At 47.8% G+C, this 18,960-nt stretch carries 15 protein-coding genes, 2 tRNA genes and 3 rRNA genes; 16 read left to right on the plus strand and 4 right to left on the minus strand.

The genetic code is table 11. The features are described from left to right. Both WCY20_RS03575 and pta read right to left on the minus strand, forming a co-directional pair. Positions 1–1,194 (minus strand): acetate kinase, encoded by a 1,194-nt coding sequence (locus WCY20_RS03575; protein WP_345977046.1) that lies wholly within the window; start codon positions 1,192–1,194, stop codon positions 1–3. Next, positions 1,191–3,284, minus strand: a complete 2,094-nt coding sequence (gene pta, locus WCY20_RS03580; protein WP_345977048.1) for a phosphate acetyltransferase — start codon at positions 3,282–3,284, stop codon at positions 1,191–1,193. Before pta ends, WCY20_RS03575 begins: the two co-directional genes overlap by 4 nt. A gap of 172 nt (positions 3,285–3,456) precedes the next feature. Between pta and WCY20_RS03585 the strand changes: the two genes are divergently transcribed. The 6 genes from WCY20_RS03585 to WCY20_RS03610 all read left to right on the plus strand — a co-directional run bounded on the left by WCY20_RS03585 (position 3,457) and on the right by WCY20_RS03610 (position 7,346). Then, positions 3,457–3,831 (plus strand): YchJ family metal-binding protein, encoded by a 375-nt coding sequence (locus tag WCY20_RS03585; RefSeq protein WP_345977050.1) that lies wholly within the window; start codon positions 3,457–3,459, stop codon positions 3,829–3,831. A gap of 151 nt (positions 3,832–3,982) precedes the next feature. Continuing rightward, entirely contained in the window at positions 3,983–5,587 is a 1,605-nt protein-coding gene (locus WCY20_RS03590) for an ATP-binding cassette domain-containing protein (protein WP_345977052.1), read from the plus strand. Then, a complete protein-coding gene (locus WCY20_RS03595) occupies positions 5,574–6,404 on the plus strand; it encodes a DUF5718 family protein (RefSeq protein WP_345977054.1) in 831 nt (276 codons plus the stop codon). The genes WCY20_RS03590 and WCY20_RS03595 overlap by 14 nt, the downstream gene beginning before the upstream one ends. Further along, positions 6,397–6,612 carry a DUF1653 domain-containing protein gene (locus tag WCY20_RS03600; RefSeq protein WP_345977056.1) on the plus strand — a complete coding sequence of 72 codons (216 nt, stop codon included), beginning with the start codon at positions 6,397–6,399 and terminating at the stop codon, positions 6,610–6,612. The genes WCY20_RS03595 and WCY20_RS03600 overlap by 8 nt, the downstream gene beginning before the upstream one ends. Then, the gene (locus tag WCY20_RS03605) at positions 6,609–6,947 is read left to right on the plus strand and encodes a translation initiation factor (RefSeq protein WP_345977058.1); all 339 of its coding nucleotides are present in this window, start codon (positions 6,609–6,611) and stop codon (positions 6,945–6,947) included. Before WCY20_RS03600 ends, WCY20_RS03605 begins: the two co-directional genes overlap by 4 nt. Positions 6,948–7,028: 81 nt before the next feature. Further along, positions 7,029–7,346: a hypothetical protein gene (locus WCY20_RS03610; protein WP_345977060.1), complete on the plus strand. Its 318-nt coding sequence runs from the start codon at positions 7,029–7,031 to the stop codon at positions 7,344–7,346. Positions 7,347–7,569: 223 nt separating this feature from the next. Here WCY20_RS03610 and WCY20_RS03615 read toward each other — a convergent pair whose 3' ends face one another. Continuing rightward, complete coding sequence (locus tag WCY20_RS03615) at positions 7,570–7,968, minus strand: rhodanese-like domain-containing protein (RefSeq protein WP_345977062.1); 399 nt, start codon at positions 7,966–7,968, stop codon at positions 7,570–7,572. A gap of 70 nt (positions 7,969–8,038) precedes the next feature. On the opposite strand from WCY20_RS03615, the gene WCY20_RS03620 reads away from it, so the two are divergent. The 3 genes from WCY20_RS03620 (at position 8,039) to WCY20_RS03630 (ending at position 9,565) form a co-directional block, all read left to right on the plus strand. After that, entirely contained in the window at positions 8,039–8,413 is a 375-nt protein-coding gene (locus WCY20_RS03620) for a hypothetical protein (RefSeq protein WP_345977064.1), read from the plus strand. A 69-nt stretch (positions 8,414–8,482) separates the two neighbouring features. Next, positions 8,483–9,370: a 3'-5' exonuclease gene (locus WCY20_RS03625; protein ID WP_345977065.1), complete on the plus strand. Its 888-nt coding sequence runs from the start codon at positions 8,483–8,485 to the stop codon at positions 9,368–9,370. Between the two features lie 12 nt (positions 9,371–9,382). Beyond that, entirely contained in the window at positions 9,383–9,565 is a 183-nt protein-coding gene (locus WCY20_RS03630; RefSeq protein ID WP_345977067.1) for a hypothetical protein, read from the plus strand. 24 nt (positions 9,566–9,589) lie between these two features. Here WCY20_RS03630 and WCY20_RS03635 read toward each other — a convergent pair whose 3' ends face one another. Then, the gene (locus tag WCY20_RS03635) at positions 9,590–9,964 is read right to left on the minus strand and encodes a hypothetical protein (RefSeq protein WP_345977069.1); all 375 of its coding nucleotides are present in this window, start codon (positions 9,962–9,964) and stop codon (positions 9,590–9,592) included. Between the two features lie 405 nt (positions 9,965–10,369). Between WCY20_RS03635 and WCY20_RS03640 the strand changes: the two genes are divergently transcribed. The 7 genes from WCY20_RS03640 (at position 10,370) to rrf (ending at position 18,446) form a co-directional block, all read left to right on the plus strand. Next, entirely contained in the window at positions 10,370–10,837 is a 468-nt protein-coding gene (locus WCY20_RS03640; protein ID WP_345977071.1) for a hypothetical protein, read from the plus strand. A 2-nt stretch (positions 10,838–10,839) separates the two neighbouring features. Beyond that, entirely contained in the window at positions 10,840–12,930 is a 2,091-nt protein-coding gene (locus WCY20_RS03645; RefSeq protein ID WP_345977073.1) for an MMPL family transporter, read from the plus strand. Positions 12,931–13,278: 348 nt separating this feature from the next. After that, positions 13,279–14,796: ribosomal RNA gene (locus WCY20_RS03650) — 16S ribosomal RNA — on the plus strand. A gap of 118 nt (positions 14,797–14,914) precedes the next feature. Beyond that, positions 14,915–14,991 (plus strand) — tRNA-Ile (locus WCY20_RS03655). 23 nt (positions 14,992–15,014) lie between these two features. Then, positions 15,015–15,087: transfer RNA gene (locus tag WCY20_RS03660), tRNA-Ala, on the plus strand. Between the two features lie 172 nt (positions 15,088–15,259). After that, positions 15,260–18,174, plus strand: a 23S ribosomal RNA gene (locus WCY20_RS03665). 156 nt (positions 18,175–18,330) lie between these two features. Further along, positions 18,331–18,446 (plus strand): 5S ribosomal RNA (rrf, locus tag WCY20_RS03670). The 16S, 23S and 5S rRNA genes sit together here with 2 tRNA genes alongside, the layout of an rRNA operon. The last annotated feature ends 514 nt before the right edge of the window (positions 18,447–18,960 follow it).

The following is an 18,960-nucleotide window of genomic DNA, read 5'->3' on the forward strand; positions in this document are numbered from 1 at the left end:
TTATTTTTCTGAAATAAGTCTGCCGCACTCCCTGGCAATCTCGAGTTCTTCATCCGTGGGCACGACATAGACCCCGATCCTGCTGTTTTTTGCGTGAATAGCCTCCGTCTCTCCGCTCTCATGCCGGTTGAGAAGAGGGTCAAGCATAATGCCGAACGCCGTGTCGAGACCTTCGAGTACCAGGGTTCGTATCAGTGCTGCATGCTCGCCGATACCGCCGGTAAAGACGATGGCATCGACTTTTCCCAGAACAGCGACATAAGAACCGATATATTTTTTGATGCGGTAGGCAAACATTTCGAGGGCAAGCCGGGCCTCTTTATCGCCGCCGTTGGTCCTTTGGACGATGGTTCGTAGATCGTTCTCGTTGCAGATACCCTTAAGGCCGCTTTCGCGGTTGAGCAGATCATTGATTTGGGCCGTATTCAGGTTGAGCCTGTCCATCAGATAGGTAACGATGGCAGGGTCGATATCGCCGCTGCGCGTACCCATTATAAGCCCCTCAAGCGGCGTAAAACCCATGGAGGTATCGACACTTTCACCCTGTCTGACAGCGCAGGCACTCGCGCCGTTGCCGAGGTGCAGGGTGATCAGGTTGAGTGCTTTGAGCGGCCGGCCGAGTGTTTTTGCCGTCTCTTCTGCCACAAAACGGTGCGAAGTACCGTGAAAACCGTAGCGGCGGATATGCTCCCTTTTGTAGAGCTCCGTGGGCAGCGCATAGCGAAAAGCATATTCGGGTATGCTATGGTGAAAGGCCGTGTCGAAGACAGCCACATTGGGGATCTGCGGTGCCTCTCTGAGGGTGATTTCGATGCCGAGTATGTTGACCGGGTTATGCAGCGGGGCAAGAAGATGAAGTGTTCTGAGGTCGCCAAGAATCTTTTCATTAATGATGGTCGGTTTGTAAAACCGTTCTCCGCCGTGGACAACACGATGGCCTATTATGTCCAGGTCTTGTTTGATATTGATGATCTGCTCTTTCTCAAAACTGTCAAATAGCATTGAAAAGGCGCTTTGGTGATCGGGGGTGGTCTGTGTGAGCTCGAGCTCTTTAGCGCCATGGTAAAGATGGAAGAGACTGCGCTCTTCACCGATACCTTCGATCAGTCCGGAGGCAATCTCTTTTTCTCCCTCCAGTTCGAAAAGTTTCCACTTAAGCGAGGAGCTTCCGGCATTTAAAACAAGTATTGTCATTTACTGCCCTGGGCCTGGATAGCGGTGACGGCTACGGTGTTGACGATGTCGTCGACGCTGCAGCCGCGGCTGAGGTCATTGAGCGGTTTTTTGAGCCCCTGCAGTACAGGGCCTATGGCGATAACGCCGGCACTCCGTTGTACGGCTTTGTAGGTGTTGTTACCGGTGTTGAGATCGGGGAAGATAAAGATGGTCGCCTGTCCGGCGACGCTGCTTTGGGGCAGTTTTGTTCTGGCAACATCGGCATCGATCGCGGCGTCATACTGGATCGGCCCTTCAATAAGGAGCTCAGGGTGGCCTGACTTGACGATCTCGGTTGCTTTGCGTACCTTTTCTACGGTGGCGCCTTGACCCGATCGGCCGGTGGAGTATGAGAGCATGGCGATACGCGGTTCGATCCCGAAAAGTAACGCCGTTTCGGCTGATGAGATGGCAATCTGTGCCAGTTCTTCGGCATTTGGCTCCAGATTGATCGCACAATCACCATAGACCAGAACACGGGTTTCCAGACACATAAAGAAAACACTGGAGACGATCTGGGCGGTTTCTTTTGTTTTGATGATCTGAAGGGCAGGGCGAATCGTATCGCCGGTGGTATGCATGGCTCCGGAGACCATGCCGTCAGCCTTGCCTAGGTGTACCATCATCGTCGCGAAATAGTTGGGATGGACCATGGCGTCCCTTGCCGCATCGAGACTAAGCCCTTTTGCCCGGCGGAGTTCAAAAAACTTTTGGGTGAACTTCTCCTTTAACGGGGAGTCTTCAGGATCGATGATCGTTGCCTTGGAGAGGTCAAGCCCTAACAGAGAGACATGGTGTTCGATCTCCTCTCGGTTTCCGAGTAAAATGATATCGACGATATCGCGCCGCAGCAAGATCTCTGCCGCACGCAGGATTCGCTCATCGCCGCTTTCAGGCAGGACAATGCGTTTGCGGTGCTGTCGCGCCCGCTCAAATAGAGTGTAGGTGAACATCATCGGGGTAGTCACACTGCTGTGCACCTCTTTTAAGCCCTGCACGATATGTTCGCTGGAAACACAGCTTTCAAAGATCCCTTTTGCCAGGGCGATCTTTCGGGTACTTTTGGCTGTAATGCGGGCGCGTACATTATGGACTACCGTAGCCGTCTCATAGGTATCGGAATCGACACTTATGATCGGCAGTTCGATCATATGGAAGTTTTCCAGGAGCTGCATCATGGTCGTATTCGGGGTGAGGCCCCCTGTAAGGATAATCCCGGCGATGTTGGGGAAGTCTTTGGCATAAAACGAGACGAAAGAGGCGAGAATAATATCAATACGGTCGGCTGGAACGATGACCAACGAACCCTCTTTCAGGCGGGGAAGATAGTGTTCCAGACTCATCGCGGCGATCTTGCTCTGTTTGACGACATTGTTCAGTGCCTTTTCATCGCCAAGCAGCATCTCGGCATTCAGGGCCTTTTTTATCTCCCGGAGCGAGGGGGTATCGAGTTCGCTGTTCTCAGGCAGCAGATAGTTTGCCACGTTTGTCGGATGGTCGTTGAGAAGTTGCTTCAGGGCTTTTAGCTGTGACGTTTCAATGCGGTTGATAAAGGTGGCAAAATGGCTGACCCCTTCATTGTGGATAATATCCTCTTCGATCTTGATCTCGTCATAGAGTTCGCGGCTCTTTTTATTTTTGGCATTGAATACCGGGATAAAAGGGGCGTTGAGATTTTTGGCCAGAAAGAGGTTGATATCAAAGTCAAGCGTCTTGCTGAAAAGGGAACGGGGAAGCCCCTGGATAAGGATGAAATCATACTGTTTTTCCAGGGTCCTGCAATGCGAAATAAGCGTTTCTACCAGGGTGTCCAAGCGCTCTTCGGCGATCAGTTTCTCGACCTCTTCAACAGAATAAAGTAAGCTCTCTTCATAGGACTGTTTCAGTCTGAAGTGTTCGCGCATAAAATCGATGTCGTCATCGTTTTTCTCTTTGTTGATAATGACGGGACGGAAAAAAGCGACCTTTGCATAACGGCTTTTAAGCAGTTCCATCAAACCCATACTGACAATAAGACTGCCGGCTGAAGCTTCGAGTGAAGCGAGATAGAGACTGGACGTTTTAGACATTAAAATTCCTCGGTAGGCCACTGTATTTGGCTTATGTTACTTCAATCTTCATTGTGATAGCCTTACGGCATATTTAATCGATACAAGACGTATCAAAAAAAGGTTCAAAATGTTTTGCCCGTGCGGTTCGAGAAAACAATATTCCGAGTGTTGTGAACCGTTGCACAGGGGTTTGCAAAAAGCACAAACCCCCGAACAGCTGATGCGTTCACGTTACAGTGCCTTTGCCCTGGGAGAGGCGGCGTATCTGCTCAAGACGTCGATGCCAAAACATCATGCTGCAGATGAGCTTGAGCAGCTTAAGGCACAGATGGGACAGGTTGAATGGCTCAAGCTCGAAGTACTGGATGCACATGACGACATTGTCGAGTTCAAGGCCTATTACCGTGATGAAATCGGCATCCATCTTCTGCATGAGAAGAGCCGATTCGTTTTTGACGGTTCTCGGTGGCTCTATGACGAGGGCACGCTTTTCAACACAAAGATCGAGCGCAATGAACCGTGTCCCTGCGGCAGTGGAAAAAAATACAAAAAGTGTTGCGGGTAGAGAGAAAGACTTTGCAAACGCGTTTTTTTTGCGAGGCCCCCTCTGAAGGAGGCATAAGCCCTGTTCACCATTACTAACCACTTTTTGGGTATAATTCCAAAAAATATTTTAGGTACTTTGATAATAGTATTGCCTGAAGAAGAGAAGAATTATGGTTAGAACACAAAACTTAACGATGCGTTTCGGCAGTCGTATCCTATTTGAAGATATCAACATTAAACTTGACCAGCACAAACGCTATGGTCTGATCGGTGCCAACGGCGCCGGAAAAACAACTTTTTTGAAAATTTTAAGTGGCGAGATCAAAGAGTATGAAGGCGAAGTGATCATCGGCAGCGGCCTCAAAGTGGGCGTTCTGGGGCAGAACCAGTATGCCTTTGAAGATTTCACGATCATGGACGCGGTACTGTACGGTAACAAACGTCTTTATGATGCGGTCAAAGAGAAGGAAGAACTCTATACGACGGGCGATTTCGAAGATGACAAGGTCAATGAGCGCCTGGGCGAACTGGAAATGATCTGTGTTGAGGAAGACCCGACTTATGAGTATGAGATCCAGATCGCCAAGATCCTCGAAAACGTCGGTATCCCGGCGGAAGAGCATTACAACCTGATGTCGTCGCTAAAGACCTCCGACAAGTTCAAGGTACTGCTTGCGCAGGTCCTCTTCCCGAAACCTGATGTCCTCTTCCTCGATGAACCTACCAACAATCTCGATATCGAGAGTATCGGCTGGCTGGAGAATGAACTGCAGCGCCATGAAGGGACGATGGTCGTCATCTCACACGATAGACACTTCCTTAATGCCGTTGTGACCAATATCCTGGATGTCGATTACCAGAAGATCCGCGAGTTCACTGGTAACTACGACGACTGGTATATCGCCTCGACCGTAATGGCGAAACAGCTCGAAAACGACAACGCCAAAAAGCTCAAAGAGAAAGCGGACCTCGAAGCCTTCGTCCGCCGTTTCTCTGCGAATGCGTCGAAAGCAAAACAGGCGACATCCCGCCAGAAACAGCTTGATAAGCTCAATATTGAAGATATCAAGCCCTCTTCGCGCCGTGACCCGAGCATCGTCTTTAAAGCGAAGCGCCAGATGGGGGACGAAGCACTCTGGCTTGAGGGCGTTTCACACGCCTACGGTGACCTTGAAGTCTTGAAAGATATGACGATCCGTGTTGAACCGGGCGAGAAGATTGCGCTTATCGGTGCCAACGGTGTGGGGAAGACAACATTCTGTAAGATTATCATGGAAGAGATGAAGCCGACGGCCGGTTCGGTCCACTGGGGTGCAACGATCGAAAATTCATACTTCCCGCAGGATACGACGGACCAGATCAAAGGCGACGGTACACTCTATGAGTGGCTGCGCGGTTTTGATCCTAAACGCGACATCGCAGAGATCCGTAACTGCCTGGGGCGTATGCTCTTCAACGGCGAGCAGCAGGAAAAATCGGTCGAGAAAATCTCGGGTGGTGAGAAACACCGTATGATGCTCTCCAAAATGATGCTTGAAAACGGTAACTTCCTGGTATTGGATGAGCCGACCAACCACCTTGACCTTGAGGCTATCGTCGCACTGGGTGAGGCCCTTTACAACTTCGAAGGCAATGTGATCTGTGTCTCGCATGACCGCGAGCTGCTCGATGCGTTCGCCGACAGAGTCATCGAACTGCACAGTGACGGAAGCTATATCGACTTCAAAGGAAGCTACGAAGAGTTCGCCGAGGCAAAAGCGAATGGCTCTCTTTAAAGACTGTCTCGGGCTGGGGATCGCCGGAAACTTCGCGCTTCATCTGGAGCAGGCCGGTGAACTGGCGGACTTCAAGGATGTCATAACGGAAGACCCCAACGGGCCGAAGGGGATCTTCCCTTTCTATATTCCGGGTTTTGAGAACCGGCTCGGGGTCTACCCGATCTCCGGCGACACGATTATCCTGCCTGACGAAGAGTCGAACGTCCAGGCAGAACCCGAAGTCGCTCTGATCTGCGAGATAAGCTACGAGAACGGCAGCGTCAGTGCGATCACACCGAAGCAGTTTGCTGCCTACAACGACTGTTCCATCCGAAAAGAGGGGGCCAAGAAGATCTCGGAAAAGAAGAACTGGGGCCCTTCAAGCAAGGGATTGAGCCCGAAGCTGATCGATATCGATACCTTTGAGGAAGGAAGCATGCTTGACCACTGGCGTATCTGCAGCTTCCTTCGCCGCGGCGATATGATGATGCGCTACGGTGAGGATGTCGAACTCAGCGGTTACAGCTTTTTCTACCAGAAACTGCTTGACTGGATGCGAAACCAGATCAATGAACAGGTCGACAAGGGTCCGCTTGAACCGCTGATCGAGTACATCGAAAAAGCCGGCTATCCCGAGAGAGCCGTTATCAGCATCGGTGCGACACGTTATACGACGTACGGTGAGACGACTTTCCTTGAAGAGGGCGACGAGGTGATTGTCGTTGTCTATGACAATGACCTCTACTGCAAAAATCCGATCATGATGATGGCCCAGAAGGGCGAGTTGGACGCGCCGGGTGTCAGCGCGCTTGTCCAGAAGGTCAAGCGTGCTTAAAGCAGGGCTTTATCAGCACTATAAAGGCAATCGATACGAGGTGATCGAGATCGTACGCCACTCGGAAACGGAGGAAGAGCTGGTGCTCTACCGCGCCCTTTACGGCGAAAGGGGCCTGTGGGTGCGTCCTTTGGCGATGTTTACGGAGAGCGTGAAAGTCGACGGACTTACTGTGCCGCGTTTTGCGCATATCGGGGAGCAAGCATGAGCAGAGGCAAGAAACTTGATCTTCAGATCGGCGCTGAATTTGACGAAGGGTGGGCCCAGGTTACTGAGAAACGGGCAAGTGTGATAGTGGAGAGTCTGGAACCTTCCAGGCACCAGCTTGTTTTTCACAAAGAGAAACGCAGGGGCAAGCCCGTGACACTGGTGGGGCCTTTCTCCGTCTCCAAGGATGAGATGAAAGAGCTGCTCAAAACCCTGAAAAAGAGGTTGGGCTGCGGCGGAACGGTCAATGAAGTGTTTCTTGAGTTTCAGGGGGATATCCAGACGAAACTCAAAGGGCTTCTAGAAGAGATGGAGTATCGCTTTAAACGCAGATAAGACTCAACACGACCTTTGTATCCCCTCCCTCTCGATAAAGCCGCTTTGGCTAAAATACAGAAAAACTATCAGGAATAACAGATGGCAAAACGTGTCGTAAAAGATGAGCGTATAAAGACAATCATCAAAAATATTGCGGAAGATTTTCGATTTACCCAGGAGATGACCGACAAGGCGATGCTCTTCTACAATGCTGAGAGCAGCGGGGTGATCAAGGGACGGGATATCGACGATATGATCGAGTATGTCGAGACAGGGCTTGTTGAATTGGTCAACAACATCGCCTGGAAACAGCAGTTTCTTAATGAAAATGCCGGTATCGACGAGATGAAGCTGCTCGACAATATGAAGACGATCGAAGAAGAATATATTGATCTTCTGCGTTTTTTGAAAAAGTAATTACTCACAAACCAACTGCAAATGAGACCCCGCTTAGGCGACCGAAGAAGACATCTTCAGGTTGAATGTGGTGTTTAAGTAGCCCAGCAGGCTGTGTTCGCTTGGCGTTTCAATAGAGTATCCAATAGAGCAGAGCCCAAAATAGGAAAACGACAAGCGCGATCAGGCTGAAGACAATGACGATCCGCAAGAAGATCGTAAAGAAGATCTTGAGAAGTTTTATCTATTGTCCTTCGTAAGGCACTACAGGCACATTGCGTTGTCTGGCATCAAGCATCCCGCCCTGTATATCGATCACCTTGTAGCCAAGTTTGTCCGAGAGATATTTTCCAACCATGTTTGAACGGCTGCCGCTGCGGCAGATCAGTGCAAACTCTTTTTTGGTGTCGACTTTTGCATTGAGTTCGGCAAGGAATTTTTCCAGGTCGTATTGGCCCTGTTCGTTAAAGAAGGTGATAGGTATTGCACCTTTGATAATACCTGTCTCTTTCCACTCTCCCTCTGTCCGAATATCGATAAGAGGCACTTTTTTGGCCAGTAACTCTTGAGAGATCGGTTCAATGATAATCTCTGCTTGCAGAAGCGTTGTCATAAGCAGCATAAAAGTAATCAGGTATCTCATTTTTTTCCTTGGTGTTTCATTGCTATAATTGTACTTGCTAAATGTAAATTGACTATAAAGTATATCTGTAATGGCAAAAGTTTCAACAAAACGTGACGAGAACACCAAGCGGCTCCGCTACATCCGTGTTCTTGAACGCTTTACCCACAGCATCACCAACTATCTTTTTAAAGCGGAAGAGGTGAGTAAAGAGGTGTTTGACAAGAAGGTTGATAATAACAGACGTTATCTTGACCGAATTGAGAAAGTAGCCCTCTATAAGGGTGAGTTTAACGAACTCGAAAAATTGGTCGAGAAGATATTGGGCTACCGTGATTCGGATGAAGATATCCAGCAGATAAAGCAGGACATCCTTTACACCGCCAACCAGATCGAAAAAAGTATGAACCAGCGGCAATATAAAAAAGACAAACACTCCTCGTCCAAATTCAAGGACTGGGAGTAGGAGAAAGGGCGGTGACTAGCCCACTTTCAAGATAAATAGTTACAATGTTATACAGATTAAAGGAAAAATTTGAAATTTATTATATTAGATACTGAAACAACAGGAGTCGATGCGGAAGACCGTATTATTCAATTAAGCTATTTGGTTACAGACGCAGAGGGCAATATCTTGGAGATACACGATCAATTCTGTAGCGCGCCGGTGCCGATCAAGTTTGATTCGATGGCGATTCACCATATTACGCCCGAGATGCTTGAAGGCAAACCGGCATGTGTCGATACGGAAGCGTTCAGACGTCTGAATGAACTCAACACGCCTGAAAATGTACTGATCATCCAAAATGCAGAGTTTGATGAGGCAATGCTGGCGAAAGAGGGGTTCACCTCCAAGATGAAGCTGGTTGACACCTACCGTATCCTGCGCAAAAAGTACCCGCTGCAGACCCCGCACGGTCTTCAGCATAAACGGTATGAACTGGGACTGTACAAAAAAGAGCAGGCCTTGATCGATGAGTTGGGCGTTGCCGTGCGTGCGCATGACGCCTTGGGTGATGTTATTGTGCTGAAACTCTTTTTAGACCATCTTTTGCAAGAACAAGAGTTGGAAGAGATGATGGAACTCTGTTCAGGGCCGATCATGCTCGATATCATGACGTTCGGCAAGCATAAAGGCAAGACCTTTGAAGAGATCGCGCTCAATGACCGCAATTCACTGCAATATATGATTGATACCTTTGACCTGGACACCGACCTTCGTCATACCATGGAAACGATCATGCAGCAGACGAAGTCACAGATCAAGATCACCATCCCTTTTGCGAAATACCGCGGTCAAACTCCGGAAGAAGTTGCGCAGATCGATCCTGGTTTCCTGGTCTGGATCCGCGACAAGGCGGACCGCATCTCTCCCGAACTTAAAGAGGCGGTCGTTAAAGCCCTCGCCGACATCGGTCGTTAGAAAGAGTCTGACATGGGTGCATGTGGTTATGTTCCGCCCGATGTTCGTTTGAAACAGGAGATCATCGAACTCGTGATCGAGCTTGAAGCGATGGGTGAAGAAGCAGAGTTCTGCCGCCTTGTCCTCGAAGAAGATATTTTAAACTTTTACAAACTGCAAAACAGTGCCAAGGATATAGACGCTTCGTCCAAATAAGGACGCGTTCCTTAGCTCTGCCCTCTATTGATCGTTCTCATCCGAATTAATAAAAATATCCCATACAATCGAACAGCCATACTCTTCATCTAGCACCAACCATTTATAATACTCTTTTTTCGCACGGGAACTGTAGAGCCGTACCATGACCTGTTCATCTTCGAGCAGGGTACGGATCTCTTTTTCACTGATCGCCTTTTTGTTCCAGCGCAGCAGTGCATTTTGAAAGATGCGAAACGAACAGGTAGAGTCGTCTGTCAGTTCTGCCATATCATATTCATATGTCCAGCGGGCATTGGAACAGGCATAAAGTTTGAGCGGTTTGCCTTCGACACTGATATTTCTGACCTCAATTCGTCCGTCAGGACAGTAAGGACATGCTCCGAGCGTTTTATTCATGGCAAAATTATAGTCAATCTATATGAAGGGCACCAGTAAAAACACCAGTTAGTCTCAGCGATAGAGAGAAATTCACAATCAAGGCGCTCCTTTAAAGCCCTAGCCATAGCTAAGGCGAAAAGGAGCAACGCGGAGTGTGGACTTCTCTCTATCGCCCGAAGGGAGGGATAAAGAGAGCGATCTTGCACAGAATTTTCTATCCTCATAGCTACGGCTATGATTCAATAAAAGTTCTGCACCATCTCATCTCTCTTTCTACCCTCTGAGGCGGACTGGGGTTTTTAGTGGTGCCCTAAAGTTGACGATTGCACAAAAAAGAGACAATTTTGTAGCGTTTTTGTAACGCATAACCGTTATTCTTAGAACATGCGTTTATTTAGTATACTCTTTTTTATTACTGTTGTTATGCTGACACATTTGATTGCTGATGACGGTAAGGTGCATGTGAAGCTTCCGCTGTCACAGAGCCTACCTCTGCTGAAAACGATTGAAACGGAGGCGCTTCATCTGGGCAGTGGTCCTGTCAAGGTGCATGTCTTTATCGACCCATTGTGCCCGCACTCGCGCAATTTTGTCGAGATGGTTGCCGAGAGCGAGAAGATGCGCTCGCGTTACAGCTACAACTTCTATCTCTATACCCTTCCGCGTCTGCATTCTGAAGCGATGGTCGCTACGATATTTTCTGCCGAGAATCCTCTGCAGCTGCTGCTCAAAGTCATGGTCAAACGTGAAGAGGTCGAGACAACCGAGCACAACAGTGCTGCGGTGCGTCAAAAGATAGAAGCGATCGAAGCGGTAGCCAGAAAACTGGATGTCTATAAACGACCCTATATGATCATGGTCAAAAAGCCCAAGAAAAAGAGAGGCCAATAGTTATGTATTACCACACCCCGAAGGTCAGCTCCTATGTGGAGAAAGTGCAAAAACACCGATTGAAGATCATTCTGGGTTATCTCTTCGTCACGGTTCTGTCGCTCTTTCTATACCGTCCGGAATTCATGACCTCGGATGCCCTTTTCTGGTTAAACGAATCAAAAGAGATGCAGCGTACCAAGATGCAGTCGTACGAAGCAGATCATATCGGGAGGCTAGTCCTTTCACTGGATACCTTTGATGAAGGGGTCAAAGCGAAACTCAACCAATTCCAGAAGCGGCTGGAATCTTTGGACGGGGTCCGTCATGTTGAATCCCTCTGCAGTTCGTACCGTATCTATAACGAGAGCAGCGGCGAGGGGTCTTCACTGGTCAAAGCGACGCATCTGGGAATGATGGATGCAAAAGCGCTGCAGGCGTTTGTAAAAGTCTTTGACGGTCGCTATGAGAACTTTGTCAACAACGACTTTACCAAAGTTGCCTACTATATCTATTCAAGCAAGCCTGTGAATCTTGACGGCGTCAAGATACCGTATGCGTACAGCTATTCCGAACCGGATGCCGATGCGAATCTGAGTGATTATATTCTCTACGCCATGGCAGTGGTCTTTACCATTATACTTTTTTTCCGTCTGCTGTTTCATAACTATATCTCGGCTTTGGCTGCGCTGATGATCATCACCCTGACCCTGGTTGCAACCTTTACCCTCAGCTTTGTGGTGAGCGGAAGCAACAAAGTGCATATCTCGATGACACTGATCGTTGTGAGTATTGCACTTGTAGATTATCTCTATTTCTATTACCGCTGGCATGTGTCGCAATATAAGGCGGATACCTCGCGCGCCATGCTCAAAACGATCAACAGAAATCTCAGCCCCGCTTTTTGGACAACTTTTATTACATTGATCGGGTTGGGACCGCTTCTCTTTGTCGACTCCATTATTGTGCAGCAGCTGAGCCTGAGTGTCATTCTGGCCTCTGGGTTTGCCTATCTGCTGAACCTGACACTGCTGCCTGCCGTTTTGAGCTACTTCCGGGTGAAGCATCCGAAAGTCGAGTTCGCACGTTACTGTTACATCTTTGCCAACCGCGAGATTCATTACAATAAAAACTATCTCAAGTTTTTCCTGGGTGCTTCGACTATTGTATTGATTGCAGGTGCTTATCAGCTCCTTTTTGTGCAAGAGAAGCTCTTCGCCCAAAATGTAGAGAAGGATATTATCAGCATATCCGTTCCTTATAATGAAGTTGACCTGGATCTGCTGAAAAAGATCGATGCTTTCGAAACAGCATTGAAAAAAGAGAATGACGGTGTCAAAGAGGTCTACTCATTGCTGAGTGTCATGAAGCTCTTTAATGAGGCCAGTGGTCAAAAAGATATTTTTAGTGAACAAAACTATATGCAGGCACTTTTTTTCCTGGAACTTTACGGCCTGGAAGAGAATCTGATCAATAATGACACCTTGCGGCTGCGCGTCAGTCTGGAAGATATCGATAAGAACAGTGTTATACACTGGCTGCAGAACTATCATAAAATACCTATCTATTTTACGGACATTAACAGTATCATTGACAGCGCGAAAATAGATAAGGTGGCGATGCTGGGCATATCGCTGGGAACGGCTTTGATTATGATAGGGGTAATAATGGGGTGGATTTTTAGAAACAAGGAGATGGTCTTCGTCGGTTTCATCACCAATGCAATCCCGATTATCTGGTTTACCCTCTTTCTGAACATCTTTAATATAGTGCTGAGTCTGGAGGTGCTGATTGCCATGACGATTACGGTGGGACTTGCTTCAGATGCTACGGTCCACTTTGCCTATAAATATTACCGGAGCCGGTTCTTTGGACGGACGCAGAAACACGCGCTGGAAATCATGTTCTTCTATGCCGGTGTTCCGGTCATCATCGGCGGCATCGTTCTGACAGGTGTTTTTGTGCTTCTGACGCTGACGGATGTCCCCTCACTGGAACTGATAGGCGGGTACGGAGCCTCGTTGATGATATTGTCGCTGTTGACCGATCTGTTAATCCTTCCTGTACTGCTCTTGGCCATCGATCGCTTTGGCATAAAAAGGGCTCTTCAGTAAAGGATATTTACAAATTTCAAGAAATTTGACAATTCGCGCGAAAAGCTCTTGACATAGGGTTTTGATTTGTCTATAATTCCCGTCCACAAACGATGAGTCGCTTGAAAGAGAGACGAGAAAGACTTCGAGTTGAAGCTTTTTAAAAGTTTGAGATCATTGAAAACTAAGTAAGTTTGACACTGACCTTTCGGGGTTGGAAGTTAACTTTATAAGACACAAAAACACAACCGTCTATTTCAGTTGAAGTTTAAATACTTAGATTGAAATTGACACTATTTTTTATAGCCAATGATTTTAAAATCTTGGGCATAAGATCAGTAATCTGCTTAGGCAGTCTTTACATAATTAATTATGGAGAGTTTGATCCTGGCTCAGAATGAACGCTGGCGGCGTGCTTAACACATGCAAGTCGAACGGTAACAGGAGAAGCTTGCTTCTTGCTGACGAGTGGCGCACGGGTGAGTAATATATAGGTAATGTGCCCCTTAGTCTGGGATAGCCACTGGAAACGGTGATTAATACCGGATACTCCTTCTTGTTTAATGCAAGTCGGGAAAGGTTTTTCGCTAAGGGATCGGCCTATATTGTATCAGCTAGTTGGTGAGGTAATGGCTCACCAAGGCGATGACACATAGCGGGTTTGAGAGGATGATCCGCCACACTGGTACTGAGACACGGACCAGACTCCTACGGGAGGCAGCAGTGAGGAATATTGCACAATGGGGGAAACCCTGATGCAGCAACGCCGCGTGGAGGATGACGCATTTCGGTGTGTAAACTCCTTTTATCAGAGAAGAAAATGACGGTATCTGATGAATAAGCTCCGGCTAACTCCGTGCCAGCAGCCGCGGTAATACGGAGGGAGCAAGCGTTATTCGGAATCACTGGGCGTAAAGGACGCGTAGGCGGGTTTTTAAGTCAGGTGTGAAATCCTATGGCTCAACCATAGAACTGCACTTGAAACTGGGAACCTAGAGTATGGAAGGGGCAGGTGGAATTAGTGGTGTAGGGGTAAAATCCGTAGATATCACTAGGAATACCGAAAGCGAAGGCGACCTGCTGGGACATTACTGACGCTGAGGCGTGAAAGCGTGGGGAGCAAACAGGATTAGATACCCTGGTAGTCCACGCCTAAACGATGAATGCTAGTCGTCGGGGAGCTTGTCTCTTCGGTGATGCACTTAACAGATTAAGCATTCCGCCTGGGGAGTACGGTCGCAAGATTAAAACTCAAAGGAATAGAGGGAGGACAGAACGGGAGCACAAGTGGTGGAGCATGTGGTTTAATTCGAAGATACGCGAAGAACCTTACCTAGCCTTGACATTGATAGAATCTTTCAGAGATGAGAGAGTGCCCTTCGGGGAGCTTGAAAACAGGTGCTGCACGGCTGTCGTCAGCTCGTGTCGTGAGATGTTGGGTTAAGTCCCGCAACGAGCGCAACCCTCGTCGTTAGTTGCTAACAGTTCGGCTGAGCACTCTAGCGAGACTGCCTTCGCAAGGAGGAGGAAGGTGAGGACGACGTCAAGTCATCATGGCCCTTATGGCTAGGGCTACACACGTGCTACAATGGGGCGTACAGAGAGTTGCGATACCGCGAGGTGGAGCCAATCTCACAAAGCGTCTCTCAGTTCGGATTGTTCTCTGCAACTCGAGAACATGAAGCTGGAATCACTAGTAATCGTAGATCAGCAATGCTACGGTGAATACGTTCCCGGGTCTTGTACTCACCGCCCGTCACACCATGGGAGTTGATTTCGCCCGAAGCGGGGATGCTAAAGTAGCTACCCTCTACGGCGGAATTAGCGACTGGGGTGAAGTCGTAACAAGGTAACCGTAGGAGAACCTGCGGTTGGATCACCTCCTTTCTAGAGTAACGAGTTCGCATTCGATTGACGAACTCAAAGAAAATCTCACGTCTTAGAAGAGTTAACGTGTCTACTTACTTAGTTTTCAGTGATCTATGTTATTTGAACATATTAATTAGGGCCTATAGCTCAGCTGGTTAGAGTGCACCCCTGATAAGGGTGAGGTCGGAGGTTCAAGTCCTCCTAGGCCCACCATGTAAAGATCACGAAGACCGGATGGGGAATTAGCTCTGGGAGAGCGCCTGCCTTGCACGCAGGAGGTCAGCGGTTCGATCCCGCTATTCTCCACCATTAGAGGTTAGAAGTTTAATTCAAGTACTAAACGAAGTATTTGAATTAGACTTTTAGAAGTCTAGATGTTATTTAACTTATTATTGTCAAAGTCAACAAAATTGTAACTACAATTAATTCATTGACTGCTTTATTTGATGTATATTGATAAGGTAGTGAATACGCAAATTAGAATAAAGATATTAAGGGCCATAGGTGGATGCCTTGGCTGGTAGAGGCGATGAAGGACGTACTAGGCTGCGAAAAGCCTCGGGGAGCTGCCAAGAAGCTTTGATCCGGGGATTTCCGAATGGGGCAACCCAGCATGGAGCGATTCATGTTACCCTACGGGGGGCGAACTCAGGGAAGTGAAACATCTCAGTACCTGAAGGAAGAGAAATCAAACGAGATTCCCATAGTAGCGGCGAGCGAAATGGGATTAGGACAAACCAGGCACTTGTGCTTGGGGTTGCGGACTGCGATATGTAGTTTGGATGATAGACGAACCGTCTGGAAAGTCGGGCCATAGCGAGTGATAGCCTCGTAGTCGAAATCAGAAGAACGCTAGCAGGATCCAGAGTAGGTCGGGACACGTGTTATCTTGACTGAAGCCGGGGGGACCACCCTCCAATCCTAAATACTACTACCAGACCGATAGTGAACCAGTACCGTGAGGGAAAGGTGAAAAGAACTGCGGTGAGCAGAGTGAAATAGAACCTGAAACCTATGGCTTACAATCATTCGGAGCACGATTATATATACGTGTGACGGACTGCCTTTTGCATAATGAGCCTGCGAGTTGTGGTATCTGGCAAGGTTAATCAAACGAGAAGCCGTAGCGAAAGCGAGTCTTAATAGGGCGAATTAGTCAGATGCTGCAGACCCGAAACTAAGTGATCTATCCATGAGCAGGTTGAAGCCGGTGTAAGAGCCGGTGGAGGACCGAACCGGTAGGCGTTGAAAAGTCTTCGGATGACTTGTGGATAGGGGTGAAAGGCCAATCAAACTTAGTGATAGCTGGTTCTCTCCGAAATATATTTAGGTATAGCCTCGAGCAGTAGCATGAAGGGGTAGAGCACTGACAGGGCTAGGGCTGCATACAGCGGTACCAAACCCTATCAAACTCCGAATACTTCATGTGTAACCTCGGGAGTCAGGCGTAGGGTGATAAAATCCTATGTCGAGAGGGGAACAACCCAGACTAGCAGCTAAGGTCCCTAAGTACTGTCTAAGTGGAAAAGGATGTGGAGTTGCTGTGACAACCAGGAGGTTGGCTTAGAAGCAGCCATCCTTTAAAGAAAGCGTAACAGCTCACTGGTCTAGCGATTCTGCGCCGAAAATATAACGGGGCTAAGACAGTCACCGAAGCTCTAGATTCGTACTTGTACGAGTGGTAGGAGAGCGTTCCAAACAGCGTTGAAGGTATACCGGTAAGGAGTGCTGGAGCGTTTGGAAGTGAGCATGCAGGCATGAGTAGCGATAAAAGAGGTGAGAATCCTCTTCGCCGTAAACCCAAGGTTTCCTACGCGATGCTCGTCATCGTAGGGTTAGTCGGGACCTAAGTCGAGTCCGAAAGGGGTAGACGATGGCAAATCGGTTAATATTCCGATACCGACGGTTGTTTGTTTGAATGATGGGGGGACGCATAGGGCTAATCGAGCTCACTGATGGAATAGTGGGTCGAAGGACGTAGGTTGTACAGTAGGAAAATCCGCTGTACATTAGACCGAGATCTTACAGGCTCTTCAATAGCTTCGGCTAGCGAGGAGAATCGATGATGCCGTCGTGCCGAGAAAAGCCTCTAAATGAGAACAACCGTTGCCCGTACCGTAAACCGACACAGGTGGGTGAGATGAGTATTCTAAGGCGCGTGGAAGAATTACTGTTAAGGAACTCTGCAAACTAGCACCGTAACTTCGGAATAAGGTGTGCCATAAATGTTTAGGGACTTGCTCCCGAAAGCATTACATGGTCGCAGCAAAGAGTCCCTCCCGACTGTTTACCAAAAACACAGCACTCTGCTAACTCGTAAGAGGATGTATAGGGTGTGACGCCTGCCCGGTGCTTGAATGTTAAAAGGATCCGTTAGCTTTGCGAAGCGGTGAATTGAAGCACAAGTAAACGGCGGCCGTAACTATAACGGTCCTAAGGTAGCGAAATTCCTTGTCGGTTAAATACCGACCTGCATGAATGGCGTAACGAGATGGGAGCTGTCTCAACAGTAAATCCAGTGAAATTGTAGTGGAGGTGAAAATTCCTCCTACCCGCGGAAAGACGGAAAGACCCCGTGCACCTTTACTATAGCTTGACACTGCTATTGGGATATTCATGTGCAGGATAGGTGGGAGCCTTTGATTCATGGACGCCAGTTCATGATGAGGCATCCTTGAGATACCACCCTTGAATATTCTGATAGCTAACTTGGTACGATTATCTCGTGCGAGGACAATGTCTGGTGGGTAGTTTGACTGGGGCGGTCGCCTCCTAAAAAGTAACGGAGGCTTACAAAGGTTAGCTCAGATGGGTTGGAAATCCATCGTAGAGTATAATGGCATAAGCTAGCCTGACTGTGAGACATACACGTCGAGCAGAGACGAAAGTCGGTCATAGTGATCCGGTGGTTCTGTGTGGAAGGGCCATCGCTCAAAGGATAAAAGGTACGCCGGGGATAACAGGCTGATCTCCCCCAAGAGCTCACATCGACGGGGAGGTTTGGCACCTCGATGTCGGCTCATCGCATCCTGGGGCTGGAGCAGGTCCCAAGGGTATGGCTGTTCGCCATTTAAAGCGGTACGCGAGCTGGGTTCAGAACGTCGTGAGACAGTTCGGTCCCTATCTTCCGTGGGCGTAGGAAAGTTGAGGAGAGTTGCCCCTAGTACGAGAGGACCGGGGTGAACGTGCCACTGGTGCACCAGTTGTTCTGCCAAGAGCATCGCTGGGTAGCTACGCACGGATGTGATAACCGCTGAAAGCATCTAAGCGGGAAGCCAACTCCAAGATGAACTTTCCCTGAAGGACGCTTGAAGACTACAAGCTTGATAGGCTGGGTGTGTACGCATAGCAATATGTTTAGCTGACCAGTACTAATAGTCCGTTCGTCTTTTTCTTTCATAATTGCGTAATCACTGCCTTATTCAGTATATATCGAATGAGCAGCATGAATCGATTATAGTTACAAAACCTGTTGACTGACAATAATTAACTACTCCAATATATCCAAGCAGTTGGAAGTAAGATCATCTCGATGCTTTTACTTCCGATTGTCTAGGTGGCTATAGAGAGAGGGAAACGCCTGGCTCCATTCCGAACCCAGAAGCTAAGCCTCCCTTCGCTGATGATACTGCACCTTTCAGGTGTGGAAACGTAGGTCGCCGCCTAGTTCTCGGATTTACTTCAACTTTTAAACTTCAATCATCTACAATTATTATAAACTTTTTCACATCCATATCGGCGGCATTGTAGCTTCGCTTCTATCTATTCTTACTTTACTCATTACAAATCATTCTTCGGGATTATTCTTTATCTGATACCCCACTCCTTGGACTTACTTCAATATTCAATGCATTAAAATAAATTATTACTTATAATATACCACCAGCATGCTCCAGGTTATATTTACTTACTTATCGCAACAAATCCACCACAGAGACTGTTTCTATTGTTTTTAATCTCACTTCCATCTATCATATAGTAAAAAATACTCAGTATGGCTTCTATATCATCTTTTTAGTATTTTACCTTTAGTATCTGTCATAAAAAAGCAGATCCAATAATGAATGATCATGAAATACATGGACATTTTTTAGTTCCAAATTCCAAGCTGCTGTAGTATAATGGTTATTGTTCTGACGATATCTTTTTTATTCCAATACAGTTGATAAGAATAGTGACGGA

This window comes from Sulfurimonas sp. HSL3-7, assembly GCF_039645985.1.
Classification (GTDB): Bacteria; Campylobacterota; Campylobacteria; order Campylobacterales; family Sulfurimonadaceae; genus Sulfonitrofixus; species Sulfonitrofixus jiaomeiensis.

Bases quoted from the DNA above. Each gene is read 5' to 3' on its own strand.
- WCY20_RS03575 (WP_345977046.1), bottom strand. From the start codon at position 1,194: ATGACAATACTTGTTTTAAATGCCGGAAGCTCCTCGCTTAAGTGGAAA.
- pta (WP_345977048.1), bottom strand. From the start codon at position 3,284: ATGTCTAAAACGTCCAGTCTCTATCTCGCTTCACTCGAAGCTTCAGCC.
- WCY20_RS03590 (WP_345977052.1), top strand. From the start codon at position 3,983: ATGGTTAGAACACAAAACTTAACGATGCGTTTCGGCAGTCGTATCCTA.
- WCY20_RS03595 (WP_345977054.1), top strand. From the start codon at position 5,574: ATGGCTCTCTTTAAAGACTGTCTCGGGCTGGGGATCGCCGGAAACTTC.
- WCY20_RS03605 (WP_345977058.1), top strand. From the start codon at position 6,609: ATGAGCAGAGGCAAGAAACTTGATCTTCAGATCGGCGCTGAATTTGAC.
- WCY20_RS03610 (WP_345977060.1), top strand. From the start codon at position 7,029: ATGGCAAAACGTGTCGTAAAAGATGAGCGTATAAAGACAATCATCAAA.
- WCY20_RS03615 (WP_345977062.1), bottom strand. From the start codon at position 7,968: ATGAGATACCTGATTACTTTTATGCTGCTTATGACAACGCTTCTGCAA.
- WCY20_RS03620 (WP_345977064.1), top strand. From the start codon at position 8,039: ATGGCAAAAGTTTCAACAAAACGTGACGAGAACACCAAGCGGCTCCGC.
- WCY20_RS03630 (WP_345977067.1), top strand. From the start codon at position 9,383: ATGGGTGCATGTGGTTATGTTCCGCCCGATGTTCGTTTGAAACAGGAG.
- WCY20_RS03635 (WP_345977069.1), bottom strand. From the start codon at position 9,964: ATGAATAAAACGCTCGGAGCATGTCCTTACTGTCCTGACGGACGAATT.
- WCY20_RS03640 (WP_345977071.1), top strand. From the start codon at position 10,370: ATGCTGACACATTTGATTGCTGATGACGGTAAGGTGCATGTGAAGCTT.
- WCY20_RS03645 (WP_345977073.1), top strand. From the start codon at position 10,840: ATGTATTACCACACCCCGAAGGTCAGCTCCTATGTGGAGAAAGTGCAA.